This is a genomic window from Paraburkholderia sp. CI3 (assembly GCF_050436505.1).
GTDB lineage: Bacteria > Pseudomonadota > Gammaproteobacteria > Burkholderiales > Burkholderiaceae > Paraburkholderia > Paraburkholderia tuberum.
The window spans coordinates 365,334-387,427 of the sequence record NZ_JBNDMI010000002.1 but is presented as its reverse complement, the minus strand read 5'-3'; the positions used below and the strand labels follow the sequence as shown (position 1 = coordinate 387,427).

General features: G+C 62.6%; 19 protein-coding genes and 1 pseudogene. 14 read left to right on the top strand and 6 right to left on the bottom strand.

The features are described from left to right. Positions 1 to 32 precede the first annotated feature (32 nt). Positions 33 to 1,817 (bottom strand): annotated as a pseudogene (locus tag OKW29_RS04600) (gamma-glutamyltransferase family protein). A 220-nt stretch (positions 1,818 to 2,037) separates the two neighbouring features. On the opposite strand from OKW29_RS04600, the gene OKW29_RS04595 reads away from it, so the two are divergent. Beyond that, positions 2,038 to 2,715, top strand: a complete 678-nt coding sequence (locus OKW29_RS04595) for a FadR/GntR family transcriptional regulator (protein ID WP_429290148.1) — start codon at positions 2,038 to 2,040, stop codon at positions 2,713 to 2,715. Positions 2,716 to 2,755: 40 nt separating this feature from the next. Here the strand turns inward: OKW29_RS04595 and OKW29_RS04590 are convergent, their stop codons facing one another. Together OKW29_RS04590 and OKW29_RS04585 are read right to left on the bottom strand one after the other, a co-directional pair. Then, the gene (locus OKW29_RS04590) at positions 2,756 to 4,081 is read right to left on the bottom strand and encodes a type II toxin-antitoxin system HipA family toxin (protein ID WP_429290147.1); all 1,326 of its coding nucleotides are present in this window, start codon (positions 4,079 to 4,081) and stop codon (positions 2,756 to 2,758) included. Positions 4,082 to 4,083: 2 nt separating this feature from the next. Continuing rightward, on the bottom strand, positions 4,084 to 4,527 hold the full coding sequence (locus OKW29_RS04585; protein ID WP_429290146.1) for a helix-turn-helix domain-containing protein: 444 nt from the start codon (positions 4,525 to 4,527) through the stop codon (positions 4,084 to 4,086). A gap of 896 nt (positions 4,528 to 5,423) precedes the next feature. Here OKW29_RS04585 and OKW29_RS04580 point away from each other — a divergent pair. The 3 genes from OKW29_RS04580 to OKW29_RS04570 all read left to right on the top strand — a co-directional run bounded on the left by OKW29_RS04580 (position 5,424) and on the right by OKW29_RS04570 (position 8,064). Beyond that, entirely contained in the window at positions 5,424 to 5,801 is a 378-nt protein-coding gene (locus tag OKW29_RS04580; RefSeq protein ID WP_184068248.1) for a hypothetical protein, read from the top strand. An 11-nt stretch (positions 5,802 to 5,812) separates the two neighbouring features. Then, on the top strand, positions 5,813 to 6,031 hold the full coding sequence (locus tag OKW29_RS04575; protein WP_018422694.1) for a YMGG-like glycine zipper-containing protein: 219 nt from the start codon (positions 5,813 to 5,815) through the stop codon (positions 6,029 to 6,031). A 467-nt stretch (positions 6,032 to 6,498) separates the two neighbouring features. Continuing rightward, positions 6,499 to 8,064 carry an alpha/beta hydrolase gene (locus tag OKW29_RS04570; protein WP_429290145.1) on the top strand — a complete coding sequence of 522 codons (1,566 nt, stop codon included), beginning with the start codon at positions 6,499 to 6,501 and terminating at the stop codon, positions 8,062 to 8,064. Positions 8,065 to 8,177: 113 nt separating this feature from the next. On the opposite strand, the gene OKW29_RS04565 is transcribed toward OKW29_RS04570, so the two are convergent. Together OKW29_RS04565 and OKW29_RS04560 are read right to left on the bottom strand one after the other, a co-directional pair. Further along, entirely contained in the window at positions 8,178 to 9,332 is a 1,155-nt protein-coding gene (locus OKW29_RS04565) for an endo-1,4-beta-xylanase (protein WP_429290144.1), read from the bottom strand. Between the two features lie 371 nt (positions 9,333 to 9,703). Further along, positions 9,704 to 10,012 carry a BON domain-containing protein gene (locus OKW29_RS04560; protein ID WP_187616500.1) on the bottom strand — a complete coding sequence of 103 codons (309 nt, stop codon included), beginning with the start codon at positions 10,010 to 10,012 and terminating at the stop codon, positions 9,704 to 9,706. Positions 10,013 to 10,856: 844 nt separating this feature from the next. Here OKW29_RS04560 and OKW29_RS04555 point away from each other — a divergent pair. From OKW29_RS04555 to OKW29_RS04510, 10 genes are all read left to right on the top strand, one after another. Further along, positions 10,857 to 12,011 carry a porin gene (locus OKW29_RS04555; RefSeq protein WP_184068257.1) on the top strand — a complete coding sequence of 385 codons (1,155 nt, stop codon included), beginning with the start codon at positions 10,857 to 10,859 and terminating at the stop codon, positions 12,009 to 12,011. Positions 12,012 to 12,211: 200 nt separating this feature from the next. After that, positions 12,212 to 13,303: a LacI family DNA-binding transcriptional regulator gene (locus OKW29_RS04550; protein ID WP_429290143.1), complete on the top strand. Its 1,092-nt coding sequence runs from the start codon at positions 12,212 to 12,214 to the stop codon at positions 13,301 to 13,303. A gap of 189 nt (positions 13,304 to 13,492) precedes the next feature. Next, positions 13,493 to 14,740, top strand: coding sequence for an ABC transporter substrate-binding protein (locus tag OKW29_RS04545; RefSeq protein ID WP_429290142.1), 1,248 nt, complete (start codon positions 13,493 to 13,495; stop codon positions 14,738 to 14,740). A 129-nt stretch (positions 14,741 to 14,869) separates the two neighbouring features. Beyond that, a complete protein-coding gene (locus OKW29_RS04540; RefSeq protein ID WP_429290141.1) occupies positions 14,870 to 15,904 on the top strand; it encodes a carbohydrate ABC transporter permease in 1,035 nt (344 codons plus the stop codon). Further along, the gene (locus OKW29_RS04535) at positions 15,901 to 16,731 is read left to right on the top strand and encodes a carbohydrate ABC transporter permease (RefSeq protein WP_184023565.1); all 831 of its coding nucleotides are present in this window, start codon (positions 15,901 to 15,903) and stop codon (positions 16,729 to 16,731) included. The genes OKW29_RS04540 and OKW29_RS04535 overlap by 4 nt, the downstream gene beginning before the upstream one ends. Before the next feature lie 59 nt (positions 16,732 to 16,790). Further along, complete coding sequence (locus tag OKW29_RS04530; RefSeq protein WP_429290140.1) at positions 16,791 to 18,128, top strand: GH1 family beta-glucosidase; 1,338 nt, start codon at positions 16,791 to 16,793, stop codon at positions 18,126 to 18,128. Between the two features lie 112 nt (positions 18,129 to 18,240). After that, on the top strand, positions 18,241 to 19,371 hold the full coding sequence (locus OKW29_RS04525) for an ABC transporter ATP-binding protein (RefSeq protein WP_429290139.1): 1,131 nt from the start codon (positions 18,241 to 18,243) through the stop codon (positions 19,369 to 19,371). Positions 19,372 to 19,421: 50 nt separating this feature from the next. Next, on the top strand, positions 19,422 to 19,661 hold the full coding sequence (locus tag OKW29_RS04520) for a hypothetical protein (RefSeq protein WP_429290138.1): 240 nt from the start codon (positions 19,422 to 19,424) through the stop codon (positions 19,659 to 19,661). Between the two features lie 325 nt (positions 19,662 to 19,986). Continuing rightward, entirely contained in the window at positions 19,987 to 20,418 is a 432-nt protein-coding gene (locus tag OKW29_RS04515; protein ID WP_429290137.1) for a type II toxin-antitoxin system Phd/YefM family antitoxin, read from the top strand. Next, complete coding sequence (locus OKW29_RS04510; RefSeq protein WP_090810623.1) at positions 20,418 to 20,807, top strand: type II toxin-antitoxin system VapC family toxin; 390 nt, start codon at positions 20,418 to 20,420, stop codon at positions 20,805 to 20,807. Before OKW29_RS04515 ends, OKW29_RS04510 begins: the two co-directional genes overlap by 1 nt. Here the strand turns inward: OKW29_RS04510 and OKW29_RS04505 are convergent. Continuing rightward, a complete protein-coding gene (locus OKW29_RS04505) occupies positions 20,786 to 21,835 on the bottom strand; it encodes a LacI family DNA-binding transcriptional regulator (protein WP_429290136.1) in 1,050 nt (349 codons plus the stop codon). The genes OKW29_RS04510 and OKW29_RS04505 overlap by 22 nt on opposite strands. Positions 21,836 to 22,094: the final 259 nt, after the last annotated feature.

Genomic DNA, 22,094 nt, shown 5'->3' with positions numbered 1-22,094 from the left:
CTGATGGATGCTTCGGGCCGCTTATCGGCCGCTTATCGGCCGATTGCGTAGGCCTGCATCTGACGCGGTGTAGCGGCGCCTCGCATCAAACCGTTGCGGATCGCGACCGCGCAGACCCGGCCGAGCGCCCACGGTTCCGCGACGGTGAGGTCGTGGCCCCGCGCGTGCAGTTCGGCGAGCGTGCTGTCCGGAAAGCGCGACTCGGCCGACATCTTGCCGAGCTGCATCGCGCGCGGATAGAACGAGCCGGGGAAGTGCGCGGTCTGGAACGAGGGCGCATCGGCGGCGGCCTGGAAGTTCATGCCGCCATGCACGTGCTTGAGGAACAGCTGCAGCGACCACTGATCCTGCTGGTCGCCACCCGGCGTGCCGAAGGCCGCGTACGGTTTGCCGTCGCGCGTGACGAGCGTCGGCGACAGCGTGGTGCGCGGCCGGCGGCCCGGGCCGAGTGACGAAGGCAGGCCTTCTTCCATCCAGAACATCTGCGCGCGCGTGGTGACGTTGAAGCCAAGACCCGGCACCGCCGGCGACGCCTGCAGCCAGCCGCCCGACGGCGTAGCCGACACCATGTTGCCCCAGCGGTCGACCACGTCGAGATGCACGGTGTCGCCGCGCAATTCGGGCAGCGGCGCGAAGGTCGGCTCACCCTGGCCAAAGCCGCCGGCCTGCTCGCGCCCGGCATTCGCGACGATGCGCGCGGCGCGTTGCTCGCTGTCGCCGAGCAGCCCGGGGCGGAATTCGAACGACGCGCGGCGCGGATCGATGAGGCGGCGCCGCTCGTCGTTGTACGCGTCGCTGAGCAGCACGTCCATCGGCACATGCGAAAACGCCGGGTCGCCGTAGAACACTTCGCGATCGGCGAATGCGAGCTTCGAGCACTCGATCACCGTGTGCACGAAATCGGGCCCGAGGGGGTCCATCGCGCCGAGATCGAAACCCTTCAGCAGCGCGAGCTGTTGCAGGAACATCGGGCCCTGGCCCCACGGGCCGGTTTTGTGCACGCGCATGCCCGCGTAGTCGTAAGACACCGGGTCTTCGTAGGTTGGCTCCCAGCGCGCGAGATCGCCCGCATCGAGCAGACCGCTATTGCGCAGGCCCGAGGTGTCGAGCACGGCGGTCGAACGGAAGTACTGGTCGATCGCGTCGGCGACGAAGCCGCGATAGAAGACATCACGCGCGCGTTCGCACTGCTCGGCGCGATCGCTGCGCGTATTTGCCTCGCGCAGGATGCGCTTGTAGGTTTCGGCGATCGCGGGATTCGCGAACAACTGGTTCGGCATCGGCGCCTCGCCGTTGCGCAGCCATTACTCGGCCGAGGTCGTCCATTCGGTGCGGAAGAAGTCCTCAATCGCGAGAATCGACGATGCCATGCGTGGCAGCACCGGATAGCCGTTTTCCGCGTAGCCGATCGCATAGCTCAGCACTTCTTCGAGCGGCAACTGGCCATAGTCGCGCAGCAGCGCCATCCACGCGCCGAATGCGCCCGGCACGACCGCGGGCAGCAGGCCCGTGCCCGGCACCACGTCGAGCCCCATCTTGCGCATCCGCTCGATCGTCATGCGCGCGGGCGTCACGCCTTGTCCGCACAGCACGCGCACGCGTTCTTCGCGCGCGCTGTAGAACACCACCGGCAACTCGCCACCCGGACCGTTCAGATGCGGCTCGACGATCTGCAGGACGAAGCCGGCCGCGGCGGCGGCGTCGAACGCATTGCCGCCTTTTTCGAGGACCGCCATCGCCGATGCGCTCGCGAGCCAGTGCGTCGAGGCCACCATGCCGAAGGTGCCGATCAGTTCTGGACGGGTTGTAAACGACATGCGCGACTCCTTGGCGACGACGGTCCGAATGGAGGAACCAATATGGAATGGTTCGGTTGGAGAAAATGAAAGCGTAAAACTAACGAAGCCGGGTTGCACCCGGTGTTAACCATCAACATGCGACCCAGTATAGCGAATCAAAAATCACCGGGTGCTGGTATGTCATGCCGCCGCGATTCTGGTATCGTTTGGACCAATACAAATTGGTTCAGTGGACAACATGGACAAACCGGTACTGGATGCGCTGCTCGACTACATCGCCGATCATCAGTTGAAGGACGGCGACGCGCTGCCGCCCGAACGAAAGCTCGCCGAGGAACTGGACGTGAGCCGCCGCGAGCTGCGCGCGGCGCTGGCTTCGCTCGAGGCGTCGGGGCGCGTGTGGCGCGGCGTCGGCCGCGGCACCTATCTGGGCGCGCGGCCGCTGAAGTTTGCGCCGACGCTGCGCGGCTTGCGCGCCGGCACCAGTCCCGCGGATATCGCCGAAATGCGGCTGCTGTTCGAGCCGGCGCTGGCCGCGCTGGCCGCGACGAAAGCGAGTGGCGACGACCTGCAGGAACTGGAGAAATGCGCACGCAAAAATGCCGCCGCGGAAAACGACGACGAGTGGCAGCAATGGGATCATCGCTTTCATTTGCTGATCGGACATGCCACGCGTAATCCCGCGTTGATTGCGTTGATGGAGGTGATTAACGGTATGCGGGTGAAGCCGGAGGTGCGCGAGAAAACGTCCGCGCAGGAGACGCGGCAGTTTTTCGCGCAACAGCATCAGGCGATCGTCAATGCGCTGAAAGCGCGCGATGCGGATGCGGCCGCGCAATGCATGCGCGAGCATCTGCTGAGCGTGCAGTGGCGTGCGTCGGCGAAGACCGATGGTGCGGCGGCGCGGCGTGCGTGAGGCTGCCGTGGTGCCGCGCGTCGATCGGGATGGCGGCGCTTTACTGCGCAAGCTTCCGGTTCAGCCGGCGCATGCCGTCGAAGACCGCATCGGCCACGTCCAGCGGAAAGTCGGCGGGCAGTTGCGACGAGACTGTGTCGATCACCGTCTCCGTTTGCGCGGTCAACTGATCGATCAGCGTATCGACGTCCGCGGCGGAAAAACCGACGCGCTGTCCTTCGGCCACCCAATGCCGGCGCTGGATCTGATTGAGCAGGTAGTGGACGTTCTTGCCGCGAACCGCCATCGCCAGTTTCACTTTTTGCGCCGCGAGGCGCCCCGCGCCGCTGCCGATGATCGGATGCGCGGACAGCACGTCATAAAGCGGTGTGGATTCGTAGCGATTGCCGGGCAGATGCGCAATGCTGAAGTTCTTCGCGTGGCCATCGGTCGCGGCGAGCAGCCAGAAAACCAGCTGCGTCGCGAAGAAGTTGCGCCGGTCCGTCGTCGCGCGTGTGGACCTCGCGAGTATCTCCATGATCGCCTCGATGCCCGGACCGCCGTCGGACTCGTACTTGTGCAGCGCCGACGTGCCAGTGGCCTGGCACATGTCCTCTTGCGGCAGACGCACGATCCACGAGGCGTCGCTCGACAAACGGCGATCGAAGCGCTCGACGATCAATACCTTCTGCTCATCGAATCGCGCGATTTCGCAACGCGCGATGGGCAGCCCGTAGGCCGCGACGATCTGCGAGCACAGCCATTCGTTTTCCACCGACGTGCGCATATCGGCGCGCATGTTGCCGACGAGCCCGAGCGGCAGCTTGAAGATGTGCGTGGTCGGCGTGCTGCCTTCGGGCAGCAGCCAGCGATTGCGATGACGGAGCAGCGCGGTTTTTTCCTGCGCCCCGGCGATCGACAGACGCAGGTCTTCGAGCGGATCGTGCTGCCCGAGCGGCGCCGCCGTCGTCGTGCCGCGTAGCAGCGCCGCGATGTCGCTGTCGCTGAGTTCGCGACCGTGGATGCTCGTCAGATCGCTCGGCTCTTCGTCCGGCGACAGCAGTTGCAATGCGCCGACGCAGTCGCGGCCGAGCGCGGTGAGCAACGCAAACGGCGCGGCGCTGCCGGTCCGGTAGCGCGCGGCGATGCGGCGCCGGATCGGTTCGCTGTCGGGCAGCAGGTTGTCGAAATAGTCGGCGACGATCTGGCCGCGATACGCCTGATTGCCCGGTGTGAACGGCAGCGACAGCGATAGCGGACGTCCTTGCGGATCGTCGATCCATTCGTCGGCATAGCTCAGACGTTCGCCGCTGCGTGTCGTTTCCCAGGCGCCGACCCGCAGGCCGTTCATCCACAGATTCAGACGGTTCGGTGTGCTGCGCGCCATGCTTACCAGTCCTCCCGTTTCTTGCTGGTGCTGGCCGCTTTGGTTGCCTTGGCGGGTTTGACCGCTTTGGGCTTTTGCGCCGACGGTCCCGGTTTGAGCGGCACGCGCGTGGCGCGTTTAGCGTTGCTTTTTGCGTCGACCGGCGCTCCGGCGGCCGGCGTTCCGCTCCCGGCGCGGCGGGAGCGGTTCGGCGCCGGCGCGGCGTCTTCCACGGCCACGCTTTGCGTCGATCCGCTCCGCGCGAGCTTCAGATCGACCTGCAAGACCCGCAACACCCTGAAGAGCCGTTCGACGCTGACGGTCGCCGGATTCGCTTCGAGTTGCGCGTAGGTCTGTTGCGTGACCCCGAGATGCGCGGCCATCGCGGCCTGAGTGAGGCCGGCGGCCTTCCTGAAGCCCTGCAGGATCGGTCTGAGCTGGCTCAGTGTCTTGATGGCGTAGTCCACGGTCGATCTCCGGTTCGGCTGCGGCGGCGTAACAGCCCAAAACCTGTAAATAACAGATACAGTCTATACTCTGTATTTAGCAAATACAAGCTAGAGACTGTTAATGACGAGCACGGACATTTGAAACGGCGTCCCGTCACGCTACTCATCACGCAACTAACGGTCGACCGCACACCGCCACCCCCTTCGCTGCTGCGCAGCCCCTCCGCCGCAGGCAACATGTGATCCACCGAAAATAAAGATGATGGACAAACGCAACCATAAAATCGCATCTGTTTCACTGCTGGTTGGTGCTGCCACCAGAAGAAGCAACGCCTCGACCGGAAATAGATAAATCCGAATCGTTTTCGATTGACGATCTAATCAGGAAGCCGAACATTCAGGCAAAACAAAAGCTGTTTTCGCATTGCGTGGCCAGAACACTGAATGGCCGTCGATAACGAATCGCTAGCAATATCACGGGCGCTCAAATCGAGCGCAGGATAACTGACGAGTGTTGACGCGCATTGCATCGTATCCTTTCGCTCGCTGAATGAAATTTGACACAAATGTCACGCGCCGCGCATCGAGAGGAAACGGGCTTGGAAATTACAGAAAAGGCTGTAGACTCTATAGCGTGTATTACGCGGCGAGGCCAACACGAGTCCAATCGTTGCGCGCACACAGCATGTGTGCAAATCACTCCAATCCGCCACGAGATTTTTCTGCCATCAAGGTGTCTATTCGCTGATACGACCCAACGCCAATAGAAGCCGAACCGGCGAACCACGCCGACCGGTGAACCTGAAAGGAGATTCGACGAGACACACAGACCATTCTTCCAAATAACGCGATCGACGCCGCCGGATGCGGTCGCCGGCGGGCCGCTGGAGAACATAACTTCTTTGGAGTATGTGATGGCAAGCAAACCACAATGGCGAACGCTGTTATCTCTGACTTTTCTATCGCTGGCAATGATGGGCAACGTCGCGCGTGCGGAGAGCATTCCAATTGTCACAGGCCAGCAATGGATGCAGTCGACCGATGAGCAGAAGAAAGCGTATCTGGTCGGCATCTCGAATTTGATCGACGTCGAGCGCGCCTATGCCGGCAACACGGCGAACAGCAATGACATCGCACAGCGCTTCGGCAAGGGCATGCAAGGCCAGACACTCGACAGCGTGCGTCAAGGCCTCGACGGCTACTACGCCGCCAATCCCACGATGATCCAACACCCGGTGATCGAGACCCTCTGGTTCCAGATGGTCGTGCCCGGCCTGAAGAAAAATCAGTAAGGAGAACGATCATGAAACGACTTGGGTGGATCGTCAGTATTGGCGCACTGGCTGCGATGATCGGTTGCACGGACATGAGCCCGCAGACGCAGGGAACGGTGAGCGGCGCGGCACTTGGCGCGGGCGCCGGTGCGGGCATCGCGGCGATCTCCGGCGGCGATGCGTGGACCGGCGCGATCATCGGCGGCGCGGCGGGCGGCGTGGCCGGCAATATCCGCGGCCGGCAGTAATTACCAGCGAGCAGGCAAGGCTGGGGCGCGACCTGGGTCACGTCCCGGCTTCGTTACTGAAGCGCACGGCCCGATCAGGCCTTGATCAGGCATTCCACGGCCGTCGAGTGAAGCGATTTCCGAGGCGTCGCAGAAGGACCGTTCTTCCATGGGGCACCTCTCCTTTCCCCGCGACGCCGTATGCATTCCGTGCCATTTTCCTCACGTCGAATGTCAAGTAGCGAAGCGAATGGGGCGAATTCATTCGCGCTCGCGACATCGCGCATCCCCAGTTCGTCATGAAAATCATCCGTTCATACTCGAGCCGCTGTCGACGTCGCGTTGCCCGCCCGGCCGACAAAGTTTGAACCGGTGATTAAAAGCCCTTAGGATATCCACACCGGAAGCCGCCGCGATGGCGGCATGCGCACACCACGCAGAGAGCAGCCTGCGCGCGGTGCAACCTTCATCTCATCAAGAGAACACGAATGCTGCGCACGTCACTGAAGGTAATAACGATAAGTGCATGGGTTCTGGTGCTGCTGGCGGTGCTCGCATTGGGGCTACGCGCGTGGTATTCGCAGCGCGGGCCGGAGCTGTCGGTATGGCACACCTATGTGCCGCGCGAAATGACCGTCGAGGAAATGGACACCGCCGACTGGAACGCATACATCAAGGCGGAAAATCGGATTTTCGACGACGTGCGCGTCAATGTCGTTGAAAAGCTGCGGCCGTCCGAGCGCATTCCGGCGAACCGCTATTACGAGGGCTCGCCGATTTTTCCGTGGCATTTCGCCGAAAACTGGAATCACTCGTACATTCTCGAGCCGTCGGGGCCACCCGTCGGCGCGGTCGTGCTGCTGCACGGCATGACGGATGCGCCGTACAGCATGCGGCATATCGCGCGTCGATATCGTGATCGCGGTTTCGTCGCGATCGGCATCCGCTTACCCGGACATGGCACGGTGCCGGCGGGGCTCGTCGACGTGCACTGGCAGGACTGGACCGCGGCCACTCGGCTCGCGGTGCGTGAAGCGCGCCGTCGCGTGGGGCCGGACAAGCCGATCGAGCTGGTCGGGTTTTCGAACGGCGGCGCGCTCGCACTGCAATATGCGCTCGACGCGATCGAGAATCCTGCGCTCGCGCGTCCGACGCGCGTCGTGCTGATCTCGCCGATGATCGGCGTCACGCGTTACGCACGCTTTGCCGGTCTCGCCGGATTGCCCGCGGTGCTACCGGCCTTCGCGCGCGCCGCGTGGCTCGGCATCGTGCCGGAGTTCAACCCGTTCAAGTACAACTCGTTTCCTGTGAATGGCGCGCGACAGTCCTTTCTCCTCACGAGCGTGATTCAGGAACAGATTGCGCGGCTCGAGCGCGAGAACCGGCTCGATAAGTTGCCGCCTATCCTGACGTTCCAGTCGGTGACGGATTTCACGGTCAGCACGCCAGCGGTGATGTCGGCGCTCTACGACAAGCTGCCGGAGAACGGCAGCGAAATCGTGCTGTTCGACGTGAACCGCAGCGTGCGCTTCAGGACCTTCCTGCGCTCCGCGTCGTACACGGCGCTCTCGCGCCTACTGCGCATCGGTCCGCAGAACTATCGCACGACGGTGATCGCCAACGTGTCGCCGGATTCAGCGCGTACTGTCGAGCGCAGCGTTTATGCGGGCGAAGTGCAAACGCGTGTCAAGCCGCTGGATATCGACTATCCGCAGGATATTTTCTCGTTGTCGCACGTCGCGATTCCATTCCCGATCACCGACGCGCTGTACGGCATCGCGCCGGACGATTCGGAGAACTTCAACGAGAACCTCGGCACGCTCGCGCCGCGCGGCGAACGCGGCACACTGATTCTGACGCTCGATTCGATGTTCCGCATCGCGTCGAACCCGTTCTTCCCATATCTGCTGCAGCGTATCGACGAAGGCATCGGCAAGATGCCGCCGCCGGTCGTCAAGTCACCGCCGCGCACGCATGCAACCGCCGACGGTTCGCCCGACGATTTCCCCGAAAATCTGAATTCGCTCGAGCAGGTCGGCTCGGACGAGCCTTGAAATCTCGATGCTTTGAATCAAGCTGACGGCAATTGCACTGCCACCCTCGCGAGATGTGACCAGACGGCCCGCACCTACCGCGGGCCGCCTGCTTTTCGGCTCGAAGATCGACGTTACGGCTGATACGACGAATCGACGATCGTCCACAGCGCCGCTTTCGGCTGCAGGTTCGCATCGAACGGCAGCGGCAGGTTGTTGCGCGCCACCGGCGTCGACGTCAGCCACGTGTGCTTGTCCGAATAGCCCCAGAACGTGACCGCCTTGATGCTCGGCTCCTGCTCGAACAGAGCGAACACGGCGCGATAACGCTCGGCCTGCGCGCGCATGATGTCGTTCGGCACTGGATGCCCGAGGTCCGGCAGACATGCATGCGGATCGCTCCAGCATTCACCGGGATCGGCATAGAGACTCACGTCGAGCTCGGTCACCTGGTTTTCGAGGCCGAGCGCGGCGACGTCGTCGAACGCCTGCTTGATGTTCGGCAGCGGCGGCCAATTTACGCTGATATGCATCTGATGTCCGACACCGTCGATCGGCACGCCCTGCGCGCGCAAATCGCGGATCACCGCGAGCAGCTTTGCGCGCTTGCGCGGATCGTCGGTGTTGTACTCGTTGATATAGAGCTTCACGTTCGGGTCCGCCGCGCGCGCCGCGCGGAAAGCGATCGCGATGTAGTCCTTGCCGAGCGTCCGATACCACGGACTGTCTTCGCGATACACCTGATGCGGATCGTCGCTGATCACTTCGTTGACTACGTCCCACGCGTAGACCTTGCCTCGGAAGTGTGTGACGACGTCGGTTACATATCGATCGAGCCGCTTCGCGACGATGTCGTGATAGAGCGGATCTTTCGGATCGCCGGCGAAGAACCAGTCCGGCGCCTCGGTCCAGTCGCCGGCCTTGAAGTGCCACAAGAGCGTGTGCCCGCGCACCGCAATGCCGTGCGCTTGCGCGAACGCGACGATCCTGTCGGCCGGTTCGAAGTTGTACTTGCCTTCCGCGACGCCGATCGTGCCCGGCTTCATCTTGTTCTCGGCGGTCAGGCTCGAGAACTGGGCGGCGACGAGCGCCGCGTCGGCGGGACTGTCGATTGAATCAGGTTCAATCGCCGCGCCGACCTTGAAGTGCGCGGCCATCACACTGCGCAATGGCGGCAGCGCTTCAGCGGGCGCCGCGGCGAGCGGTTGGCCGTCATGAGCGACGGCGGCCTGGTTGTGCGCGCAGCCTGCGGTTGCGAGCGCGCAAACGGCGACGGCTGCGCAGAGCATGCGCATTGAAGTCCTCAAAGGACGCACTCCTGGTCTCCTTGTGACGGAATGCCGGTTCGGATGTCTTCTCTAACTATGCTTACCGTTACCGATAACAGAGAAGATGTTAAGCAGCCTCTGTCAGCCCCGCTATGAGGGATTTACCTGACATATCGACGAGACATGGATGGTGAATCAGCGTCGAGTCGACCGGCTTGACACGGCGTGGGTTGAAAGCGCTTTCAGATCGGGATTGCACGGAACCGCCGCGCGGCTAACGGCGCGAAACAGGGCGCCAGTCACTGAATCCCAACTGGCGAGACAGGAAAACTGAATCCGTTGAACGCGCGGGTTTGCTTCAATCGTCGTCCGCGCGGCGATTCAGTTTGATTTCAATGCCCGTTCAGCGAGCCAGCGTCGGGCGAGAGCCGGTTGTCCACCGAGGTGACACCCGGAACCGACATCGCACTCTGCTCGGCACGCGCGACATGGTCCCGCTCGGGCACCCATCCGAGCAACGTGATCTGCCCCGAGTGGGCAAAGACGAACACATGTGACATCCCGACTCCGCTGTGCGCCTCCGCGACCCGCACGCTATGGGCGAGTTGTTGGTCGGTGGCTTGCGAATCCTGGGCATGGGCCGCCGGCGCTATTGCGCTTGAAATCAGCAGCGCGAGTGTAGAAACAAGGGCTGTTTTCACGATACCTCCTTAGAGTGCCAAGGTGTGCCGGCAAAATCCGCCGGCAAATCTTCCGGTTCGACTCGATGCGAGGCGTCGGAAGTGCACTGGACAAAATCCTCTTTCCACTGCACGCGTCGCGGTTATCGCGGTTGCGCGCCGAGGTTTTGCCAGTCGGGGCGATGGGCGGTCGTGCCTTCGCCCGCAGAAAAGTTGCAAGGGCAGCGTGTTCGAACGGGACGTCGCATGTGCGGCGTGGCGGGGGAACAGCGAGAGCCGAGGGATGGGAGCTGGTTGGAGCGGTCGTGATGGAGCGCGAGAGCCAGACGGATGCGCCGACAATCCTGCACCCAGCCTGCTACGCGGCTGAGCCCGGCTCGTTGCCCGGCATCGTATGCATTGATGATAGTCGCTAATGTCCACCACTGCTGGCGGCTCCTGCGCCAGTTCGTCAAGCCCAAACCGGCAATGCAAGCGAGGCGGCTCGTTGCATCTTCGCAACATCAAGCGCGAAATTTTGCTTGCATTCGAGCGCGTCTTCCTTGTTAAGCAAGCGCTGAGCGACGCGCGAGACGGATTGGCGCATCGTTTCGGTGCATGAGTTCAAACGGATTTCCGACGCTTGTGACCATCACGTAATGGTCACAAAGCAGGGCGCTACTGCGGGATCGTCCGGCGCGCAACTGTTATCGATAACAGCGTTTTCCCTGAGCAGTTAGTTTGATGCGCGGCGCAAGGTCATCCCTATAATCGCCTCGAAATGTGAAGCAAATAAGTAGCGAACATTTCGGCAAGAGGGGAAACGTGTGAGAACGCGTGCGTCCTGTGCGGCTTGGAGACGCCAAAATATATATAGGATATCTAAATGAAGAAGAAGCTTATTGCTGTGTCGGTGATGGCAGCCGCGACGACGGTGGCCCATGCGCAGAGCAGTGTCACGTTGTACGGCCGTATCGACAACGGCATCCAGTTTGAAACCGGCCTCCCGGGCGGCCATGCGTGGTCAGCCCAAAGCGGCGACTGGGGTTGCTCGTGGTTCGGCCTGCAGGGCGCCGAAGATATCGGCGGCGGCACGAAGACGGTCTTCCAGCTCGAAGGACAGCTCAACACGATGACTGGTGCATCCGCGGGCAATCTGTTCGGCCGTCACGCAACGGTGGGGCTGACGAACGACCACTGGGGTTTGTTCAAGATCGGTAACCTCGGCGCCGGCGAACTGGCGCAGGACAGCTGGGGCACCGACCCGCAGGTGATGCAGCGCTACGCGATCTCGACACTGGTGCGCGGCCGCAACTGGACGAGCACCAGCAACGGCGCGGAGTACAACTCGCCGGTGCTGTTCGGCGGCCTCGTGCTGAAGGGCCAGTATTCGCTGACCAACAACACGAGCTGGAACTCGGCGCCTGTCAACTCGGCTGGCGTGCCGACCGGCCAGGGTCGTACGAACGCGGTCGAAGGTGTGTACACGTGGGGCAACGGCGACGTCCGCGTGATCTATGACGAAGTGCGCGGCGCCAACGGCTCGTTCAACAACGTCTACTCTGCTTCGCGGATGGCCCTTGTCGGCGGCACGTACGTGCTAGGTCCGGTCAAGCTGTACGCGGGCTACCAGCACCTGAGCGCGCCTGACGCGACCAACGCGAGCGTGGGCGTAACCGATGCGTCGCAGCCTCTCGGCGTGAGCGCGCCGACCAGTGTGAACCACGAATGGTTCGGCGCCGCATGGCAAGTCACGACGCCCACGCAGGTGACGGCTGCGGTCTACCACGCGAACGCGAACAACGGCAACGGCAATGCAACGCTGTTCACGCTCGCCGCGACGTACGCGCTGTCGAAGCGCACGTTCCTGTACACGGAAGCCGGCTACGTGCACAACAGCTCGACGTCGAACCTGAACCTCGGCAACGGGCCGTACGGCAACAACAACTTCGATGCGGTGACGGGCACGTCGTCGAACAGCAACCCGAACTATGGTCATAGCCAGACCGGCGTGTTCGCCGGGATCATGACCTCGTTCTGAGTTGAGGTTGCCTGATCAGCAATTGCAGTGATCTCTTTGTTTCAAGGACTGTTTATTTCTCTTTCATAGAGAGGCCGGTGCGACGCCTCCTCCACCCTCGTCGCATCGGCTGCTTTTTCCTTTTTTTCGAATTCATCACCGGACGTAGTGCGCCTCTTCATATCTGAAAGCGCTTTCATCACACGATTCAGGCAGAACTCATGACCCACGACGGCTCCAACGATAAACCCGGCGCGCCCAAGGTATCCAACGTACCTGCTGCGCCCAACGTGACGCTCGAAGCCATCGCGCGCGCGGCTGGTGTTTCTCCGAGCACCGTATCGCGGATCCTGAACGGTTCTGCGCGCGTGCTTCCCGCCAAGCAGCAGGCGGTGGAAGCGGCGATCGCGCGTTTCAACTATCGGCCGAACGTGCTCGCGCGCAGTCTCGCGAGTGGGCGGACCGAAACGATCGGCGTATTGACGCAGGCGGTGTCGAGCCCGTTTTACGCCGAGTGGCTGCGCGGCATCGAGGAGTCGTTGTACGAGCCGGGCTTTACGCCGATCTTCGTGAGCAGCCGCTGGAACATCGACGACGAAAAGGCGCGCCTCGAGCAGTTCATCGCGCGGCGCGTCGATGGAATCATCTTGCTGCACGCGCAACTCGATGAGTCGACGTTGACCGACTACTCGCGGCACGCGCCAATGCTCGTACTCGGCCGCTCGGTACAAAACAGCGCGACGCTCGCTGGCCTGCCGATCGACAACATGCAGGGCGCACGCGACGCGACCCATCATCTGATCGAGCAAGGCCATCGCGAGATCGCCTTCATCGCCGGGCCGGCAAGTCACGAGGATGCGATCGAGCGCCTCGTCGGCTACCGGACCGCGCTCGAGGAAGCGGGCATCGGTTTCGATGCCGATCTCGTCGAGCAGGGCGATTACCTCGAAACGGGCGGCGTCGCAGCGATGGAGCGCCTGATGGCGCGCCATCCATCGTTCAGCGCGGTGTTCTGCGCAAACGATCAAACCGCGTACGGCGCGCGCCTCGCGATGTTCCGCCGCGGCGTGCGGGTGCCCGACGACGTGTCGCTGGTCGGCTTCGACGATTTGCCGACATCGTCGTACATGACGCCGCCTTTGACGACGGTCCGCCAGCCGACTTACGAAATCGGCCGCCTCGCCGCACAGGGCATCGTGCAGATGATCCGCAAGCAGTCGATCGCGCTAAGCCCGATTCCGCTCACGCTCGTGACGCGTGAAACCACGCGGCGAATCACGGCGCCGGTAAAACGGGGGGATACGCCTACGTAGCGGCTGTTTTTTCGCCTCAACGTGAAAGCGCTTTCAGGTATCGGCAGTCAAGCAGAAATTCAGCAGCGCATTCAGCACCAGGCAAAGCAGCACCAAGCAAAGCAGCAACAAAGACAACAGGGGAAGTAGGTCGCAGCAACCGGGTATTCATCAAATGCAATTCAAACAGGGTTCTTCAGGAGACGAGTAATGAAATTCCGCTTTTCAGGCTCTGCCGCCGCCGTTCTGCTCAGCCTGGCCGCAGTCGGCGCGCACGCTAACACCACGTTGACGGTCGCGGTCTTTCCGAAGCTGGATCAGGAAATCAAGGACGCGCTTCCGGCGTGGAAGAAGCTGCATCCGGACGTCGACATCAAGGTGTCGTCGCTCGCGATCGCCGATCACCACAACGCAATGACCACCGCACTCGCGACGAGCTCCAATCTGCCCGACGTGATGGCGGTGGAGGTCGGCTTTATCGGCCGCTTCGCCTCGGGCGGCGGTCTCGAAGATCTGTCGAAGGCGCCGTATAACGCGGGCCAGTACAAAAGCCAGTTCATCAACTACACGTTCGCGCAGGCGACCACGCAGGACGGCACGATCGTCGGCATGCCGGCCGATATCGGTCCGGGCACGCTGTTCTATCGCAAGGACCTTCTCGACAAGGCGGGCGTGACCGAAGCCGACCTGACGAAGTCGTGGGACTCGTACCTGGCGGCGGGCGTGAAGATCAAGAAGGCGACGGGTGCGTACCTGATGGCATCATCGCGCGATATCGAGGACATCTACATTCGCGCCGACATGAAGGAAGGCGATGGCGTGTACTTCGACAAGGCCGGCAATCCGGTCGTCACGTCGCCGCGTTTCGTGAAGGCGTTCGAGCTCGCGAAGAAAGCACGCGACCTCGGTCTCGACGCGAAGATCACGCCCTGGTCGAACGAATGGGCCGAAAGCTTCAAGCGCGGGACCGTCTCGACGCAGATGATGGGCGCGTGGCTCGGTGGCCACCTGTCGTCGTGGATCGCCCCGGACACGAAGGGTCTGTGGCGCGCGGCCAATCTGCCGAACAACGCGTACGCATCGTTCGGCGGCACGTTCTACTCGATCCCGGCGAAGGCGACGCAAAAGCCGATGTCGTGGGAATTGATCAAGTTCCTGACGACGCGCCAGGACACGCAGCTCGCATCGTTCCGTTCGATCGACGCATTCCCCGCGCTGCTTGCCGCGCAGAACGACACGTTTTTCGCGGAGCCGGTCGCATTCCTCGGCAACGAGAAAGCGCGTCTGATCTGGCGTGACGCAGCCTCGCACATCCCGGTGATCCAGCGTAGCAAGTACGACCAGGTCGCCGAGGAAGCGGTGCATTCGGCGCTCGACAAGGTCGTCGACGACGGTGCAGACGTGCATACGGCGCTCCAGGAAGCGCAGGACCAGATCGCGCATCGGGTTCGCCGTTAAGCGGTATCGATGCAAGGTCGCGGCACGCTGCGTGCCGCGACCGAAGTGTGTCGCAGTGCGCTGCAAGTCTGCTGCAAACAGCGTGGCCGGTCATCGATCCCGGCTACGCCCGACTGGACGGAACTATTGATGAACACCCCGCTGCCCACGACCCCAGAGGTCGCCCGCGATGCGCGCGCGAGCGACGTGCTGAGCTCGCCCGCGCCGTTCGCCGCGCCGCGCAGAACTTCGCGGCTCGATCCGGTGAAAGTCGCACCCTACCTGTTTCTCGGTCCATTTTTCCTGCTGTTCGCGCTATTCATGGCGTTCCCGCTGCTGTTTTCGCTGTACCTGTCGTTCCAGAGCTGGGACGCGACGGCGGGGCTCGCGAGCATGAAGTGGGTGGGTCTGTCGAACTTCACGTTCACGCTGACCGACCCGTGGTACTGGAAGTCGCTGTACAACACCGCGTCGATGGCGATCATGTCCGGCGTGCCGCAGCATCTGGTGGCGCTGCCGCTCGCATTCTTTCTGCAAACCGCGTTTCGCCGCTGGCGCAACCTGGTGGTCGGCCTGTACTTCCTGCCGTTCATCACGTCGAGCGTCGCGATCGCGCTGATCTTCTCGTCGCTGTATTCGACCGACTTCGGCATGATCAACCTCGCGATCGCCGAGCTCGGCAAGCTGCCCGGCCTGCACTGGATCGTCCCTGCGCATCCGATCGAGTGGCTGTATAACCCGAAGAACGTCAAGCCGGCAGTGTCGGTGGTGATCTTCTGGCGCTATGTCGGCTGGAACACGGTGCTGTATCTGTCGGCGCTGCAAACCATTCCGAAGGACCTTTATGAGGCCGCGCGCATCGACGGCGCGAACGGCTGGCAACAGTTCACCCGCATCACGATTCCGCTGATCAAGCCGATGATTTTCTTCGCGGTCACGCTGTCGATCATCGGTGGGCTGCAACTGTTCGAAGAGCCGTTCATCCTGCTGCCGAACGAAGGCATGGGTACCAGCCAGTCCGGTCTGACGACGGCCGTCTATATGTATCGCACCGCATTCCACGACGGCGATTTCGGCACCGCGAGTTCGATCGCATGGCTGCTGTTCGTTTCGATCGGCGCGTTGATGTGGTTGAACACGAGGATCTTTCACCGCAGCGGCATGAACGAGGAGACACAGCGATGAAATCGTCGAGCAACAAGGGCCGTTATATCGGCTACGCGATCGTGGTGGTCGGCGCGCTGCTGATGTTCTCGCCGTTCTACTTCATGTTCGTGTTCGCGACGCACACGAGTTCCGAGATTTTCTCGATGCCGCCCCCGCTGTGGTTCGGCAGCGCGTTTCTCGACAACATGGCCTCGCTGATGCGGCACATTCCGTTCTGGCGCAATCTCGGCTGGAGCTTCTATACGGCCACGATGCAAACCGTGCTGACGCTGCTCGTCACGTCGATGGCCGGCTACGCGTTCGCGATGTACGAATTCCGCTTCAAGAAGACGCTGTTCGCGATCGCGCTGACCGCGATGCTGGTGCCGCCGTTCCTCGGCATGATTCCGACCTTCATGACGATGAACCTGCTCGGCTGGATCGATCAGCCGCGCGCGCTGTACGTACCTGGCGCGGCCGCCGCGCTCGGCGTGTTCCTGATGCGCCAGTACGTCGCGGCGGCGATTCCGTCCGAGCTGATCGAGGCAGCGCGCATCGACGGCTGCAGTGAATTCCGCATCTACTGGAGCATCGTGATGCCGCTGCTGGGACCGGCGCTGGGTACGCTTGGACTGATCAGCTTCATTCAGGCGTGGAACAACTTTCTGTCGGCGCTCGTCGTGCTGCGTTCGCCGTCGATGTACACGCTGCCGCTCGCTCTGCGCATTCTGCAAAGTCCGACCAATTCGGATTGGGGCGCGGTGATGGCGGGCTCCGCGGTCGCGGTGCTGCCGTTGCTGGTGCTGTTCGCATTCACCTCGCGGCGTCTGATCGACGGTCTGACGACCGGCGCGGTCAAGGCTTGAGATTCTTTCTTTCATTTTTCACGCCCTCGCAGGCGTGACCATTCAGGACAACATCATCCATGTCGACGTATCGATTCAACGAAGACTTCGTCTGGGGCGTCGCCACCAGTTGCTACCAGATCGAAGGCGCAGCGCATGAGGACGGCCGCGGCCCGTCGATCTGGGACGCGTTCTGCAACGTGCCGGGCAAGGTCGTGAACGGCGAGAACGGCGATGTCGCATGCGATCACTATCACCAGGTCGAGGCAGACCTCGACCTGATGGCCGAACTCGGGGTCAAGGCTTATCGCTTTTCGATCGCCTGGCCGCGCGTGCAGCCGACTGGCTGCGGCGCATTCAACGACAAGGGCCTCGCGTTTTACGAGCGCCTCGTCGACGGTTTGCTCGAGCGCGACATCCAGCCGTTCGCAACGCTGTATCACTGGGACCTGCCGTTGTCGCTGCAGCATACGCAAAACGGTTGGGAAAGCCGCGACACCGCTTATCGCTTCGCGGACTACGCACGCAAGATCGGCAGCGTGCTCGGCGATCGCGTTGCATCGATCGCGACGCACAACGAACCGTGGTGCACCGCGTGGCTCGGCAACGCAACCGGCTATTTCGCGCCGGGCAACGCCGATCTGAAGAAGGCCGCGCATGTCGCGCACCATCTGCTGCTGTCGCACGGTCTCGCGTTGCAGGCACTGCGCGCCGATGGCGTGAGGGCGCCGCTCGGCATCGTGCTGAACCAGTCGCCAGCGCATGGCGCGACGGATGCGCCCGAAGATCAGGCCGCCGCGTCGCTCGAATACGCGAAGTTCGTGCGCTGGTACATGGACCCGCTGTTCAAGGGCGAGTATCCGGCCGAGGCGCTGGAATGGTATGGCGCGAACGGTCCGCAAGACGTGATCCGGAGCGGCGATTTCGACGTGATCGGTACGCCGATGGACTTCCTCGGCGTCAACTACTACACGCGGATCTTCGCGAGCGCATCGGGCGAGAAGCGTCCGCCGGGCGCGCTCGGCTTCACCGACATGGATTGGGAAGTCTATCCGCAAGGTCTCACCGAATTGCTGACGCGCATCAACGCCGACTACAAGCTGCCGCCGATCTACATCACCGAGAACGGCTGCGCGGCGAAAGACGTGCTCGATAACGGCCGCGTGCACGACGCCGAGCGCGTGCGCTTCTACGACCTGCATCTCGCCGCCTTGTCGGACGCGGTGAAACAGGGCGTTGACGTGGCGGGCTATTTCGCCTGGAGCCTGATGGACAACTTCGAATGGGCGTCGGGCTACGACAAGCGCTTCGGCATGGTCTACGTCGACTACGCGAGCCAGGAGCGCACGCTGAAGGACAGCGCGTTGTGGTATCGCGACGTGATCGCGCAACACGCCGGCGTCGCGGCCGTGCGCTGAGGCGCACGCCCGGCGACGGGCGCATCGAACCTCGCGTGGCGCGACAGTAGTGCGGCAGTGGGATAGCGTCACGCGGGGTCTGAAAGTACAAGGATTGAGGAGGAGGCATCAAATGGGCGAACTCGTATTGCGCAACGTCACGAAGACGTATGGCGAAGGACCGCAGGTGATCCAGGGCATCGACCTGCACATCCCGGACGGCCAGTTCACGGTGTTCGTGGGACCGTCGGGCTGCGGCAAGTCGACGATGCTGCGCATGATCGCGGGGCTCGAGTCAGTGACGGGCGGCGACATTCTGATCGACGGCGTACGCGTCAACGATCTGCAGCCCACGGCCCGCGGCATCTCGATGGTGTTCCAGAGCTACGCGCTCTACCCGCACATGACGGTCGCGGAAAACATGGGCTTTTCGCTGAAGCTGTCGGGCAAGTCGAAAAAGGAGGTGCGCGAGGCGGTGGGCCGTGCCGCCGAGATCCTGCAGATCACACATCTGCTGGAGCGCAAACCGAAGGCGCTGTCGGGCGGCCAGCGCCAGCGCGTCGCGATCGGGCGGGCGATCGTGCGCAAGCCGCGCGTGTTCCTGTTCGACGAACCGCTGTCGAATCTCGACGCTGCGCTGCGCGTGCAAATGCGTATCGAACTCGCGAAGCTGCATCGCGAACTCGGCACGACGATGATCTACGTCACGCACGACCAGGTCGAGGCGATGACGCTGGGCCAGCAGATCGTCGTGTTCAACAAAGGCCGCATCGAGCAGACCGGCGCGCCGCTCGATCTGTATGAGCGGCCGGCGAACCGCTTCGTTGGCGGCTTCATCGGCTCGCCGCAGATGAACATGCTGACCGCGACGCTGGTGTCGCGAAGCGATGCGCAAACCGTCGTGGCGCTCGCCGGCGCGAGCCAGCGCATCGTGCTGCCCGGCCGGCCGGCGCAGCCGGTCAGTGGCGAGTTGACGCTCGGGGTGCGCGCCGAGCATCTGGGCATCGGCTCGCTCGACGAAGGTCTCGCCGCGCGTGTCGAACTGGTCGAGCATCTCGGCGACGTCTCGATCCTGCATGCTCGACTCGATGGCATGGCGCACGCGATCGCGCTGAAGCTCGACAAGAAGGACGCGCAGCACGCGGTCGGCGCGCGTGTCGGGATCAAGGTGGCGTCGTCGTCGGTCACGCTGTTCGATGCGAACGGCGCGGCGGTGAGCCTCGCGCGACCCGAAGTCGGCGAGGACGTCGGCGCGGTGGTTTGACAGGCCGATGTCGGCGAGTGAGCAACGGTACACCGATGGCGGATAGTGCGATGGAGAAAAATGTAGCGAACGACGATGGCGAGGCCGCGGCTAGCAATCCGTCCGGGCACCGGTCTGACCGGACGTCTGGTGAAACCGCTGCTGCCGCGAACCGCGGGCAACCGGCTACCGAACGAGAGCCGCAGCAGCGCGGCAGGCTGAAGAAGCCGCGCGAATCGTTGCATGCGTGGATCGTGCATTTCGATGCGGAGCCTTCATCCGGGCTCCCTGCATCGAACGACGAAGACTGACGCAAGCAGCGACGACGTTAGCCAGCTCGCATTAAATATTACGCGGCACTTTCGACGCCTTGCATTGAGCTTTCTCCTTGCCGGGCTTGATTTAGAGGGTCCAGTCGAGGGGTCGGATAGTGGTTCGGAGCTTAGGTAAACTCCGCATGGCGGCCGCGAACATGCGCCATTAACATCCGCTAACGTTAAGGGTAACGTTAAGCAAGTTTGCATCTATTCGAAGATCTATAACACGGGGCAAAACATTGCAAGCCAAGACGCGCCGCGCCGCTTTCCGGCACGACCCGGTATGGCCAGTGCGGTCTGTGTAAAACCAATTGATTAGATGAACGTGCATCGGTTGCGCGCAGGAATTGGCGCGACCGTTGCAGGCTGTGTCGCGGTTACGGTAGTTGTCGCCGCTGGGAAGCAACGACTGAGAGCAAGGTTGATAAAGAATGTCGGGCACGCATCGCGGGTGTTCGCCTGCGGGCGCACCGGCCCGATACAAAAAATACCGTTGGATTTTTGCTGGGTGGAGAGCGTCATGGAAAAGCGAGTATCTAAAGCCATTTTCAAGTCCCGGGCCTGCGAGCTGTTCCGTCAGGTCGAGGCATTGGGCGAAACCGTGGTCGTCACCGACCGCGGGCAACCCACCATCGAAATCCGGCCGTATCGCAGCAAGCAGGAAAATCCGCTCGAACTGCTGCGCGCGTCGATTACGCATTTCAACCTGAAGCACGCGTTGCAGCCTGTCGCTGCCGAGCAGGACGAGTAATGATCACGCTCGACACGCTTGCGCTCGTGTGCTGGCTCGGCAGGCAGAAAGCGCTGAGCCAGGCCGCGCACGATGCGATCGATCGGGAGCTCGCCGGCGGCGAGATCCTGATTTCGGCAATCAGTGCGTTCGAAATCGCGGAATTCGTGAAGGTCGGCAGTCTCGGGCTGTCGATGGACGCGCGCAGCTGGATGTCGACGTTTCTGTCGCTCGACGGCGTGCGGATGATTCCGGTCGACACCGAGATCGCGTTTCGCGCGGCCACGCTGCCGCCCACGCTCGCCTTGCATCAACGCCTGATCGTCGCGACCGCGCGCACGCATGGCGGCGCGCTCGTGACTTCGGATGCGAAAGTGCGCGCGTCGACTTACGTCGAAACGATCTGGTGACGGACGCGGCGCTGCCTGGTGCGGACTGGGCCGGTGGAATCGCGCACCACCAGTTCCGCCGGCAGCGTGATGCGCTGCGAAGCGGCGTCGATCCCGGCGATCTGCGCGAGCAGCGTGTTGACCGCCGAGCGCGCCATTTGCTGGAACGGTTGGCGGATCGTAGTGAGCGCCGGGTGAAACTGCTCGGACATCGGGATGTCGTCGAAGCCGATCACCGAGATGTCGTCCGGCACGCGCAGACCTGCTTCGCGGATCGCGGCGATCACGCCGAACGCGCTCTGGTCGTTGGCCGTAAAGATCGCGGTGGGCGGCTCGGCGAGATTCAGCAGGTCGAACGTGACGTCGAACGCCATCATTTGCGACAGGTCGCCCGCGGCGACCAGCGAGTCTTCGCGCGGCAGGCCGAGGCGAGCCAGCGTGTCGTGATAGCCGCGTTGCCGGTCGCGCACGCCTTCGATCGTTTCGTCGCCGGCCAGAAACGCGATGCGCTTGTGACCGAGCTCGGCGAGGTGCTCGACCGCGAGACAGGCGCCGCCGTAGTTGTCGACCGACACCGACGGGAAGCCCGTCAGCGTGCCGCGCTGATCGACGACGACGACCGGTACCTTCGCGGTGGCGAGCGCCTCGAGGCACAGCGACTCGCGCGGAAGAATGGCGAGGATACCGTCGGAGAATTGCTGGATGAGCCCAAGCAGGTCGTGATGCGTATGACGATCTTCGTCGAACACCGTGTAGACCAGCATCTCGCAGCCCGCGCCACGCGCCGCGCGGCCCGCGCCGAGAATCAGTTCGCTGGAGAATTGCGTGTCGAGTGTCGGCGTGATGATGCCGATGATGCCGTTGCGGCCGCCCGACAGTTTCTGCGCGGTGCGGTTGACGACGTAACCGATGTCCGACGCGATTCTCAGGACTTCGTCGCGGGTTTCGCGCGACACGCCTGGACGGCCGTTGAGAGCGCGCGACGCGGTCATCTGGGACACCCCGGCAAGCTTGGCAACGTGCTCAAGCGTTGGGGTCTGTCTTGCCATGCGGGTCGAAGGTGTGCGAGAGGTCATTGGATGGGTCGACTCGCTAATCGCGTTAGCGATAACGTTTATGTAGTCGTTATTCTAGCAGAACCCTTTATATTTCAGCTTTCCCACAATCGGTCCATCTTATCCGGCAGTTGCGTCGCAGCCCGCCGGGACCAGGTAAAATCCCGCATAGCCTTACTTCACGCATCGACCTAACATTCATTAACGTTAAGGCTAACGTTAATGTTTTGGTGATTTCTTATAAATCCAGAAG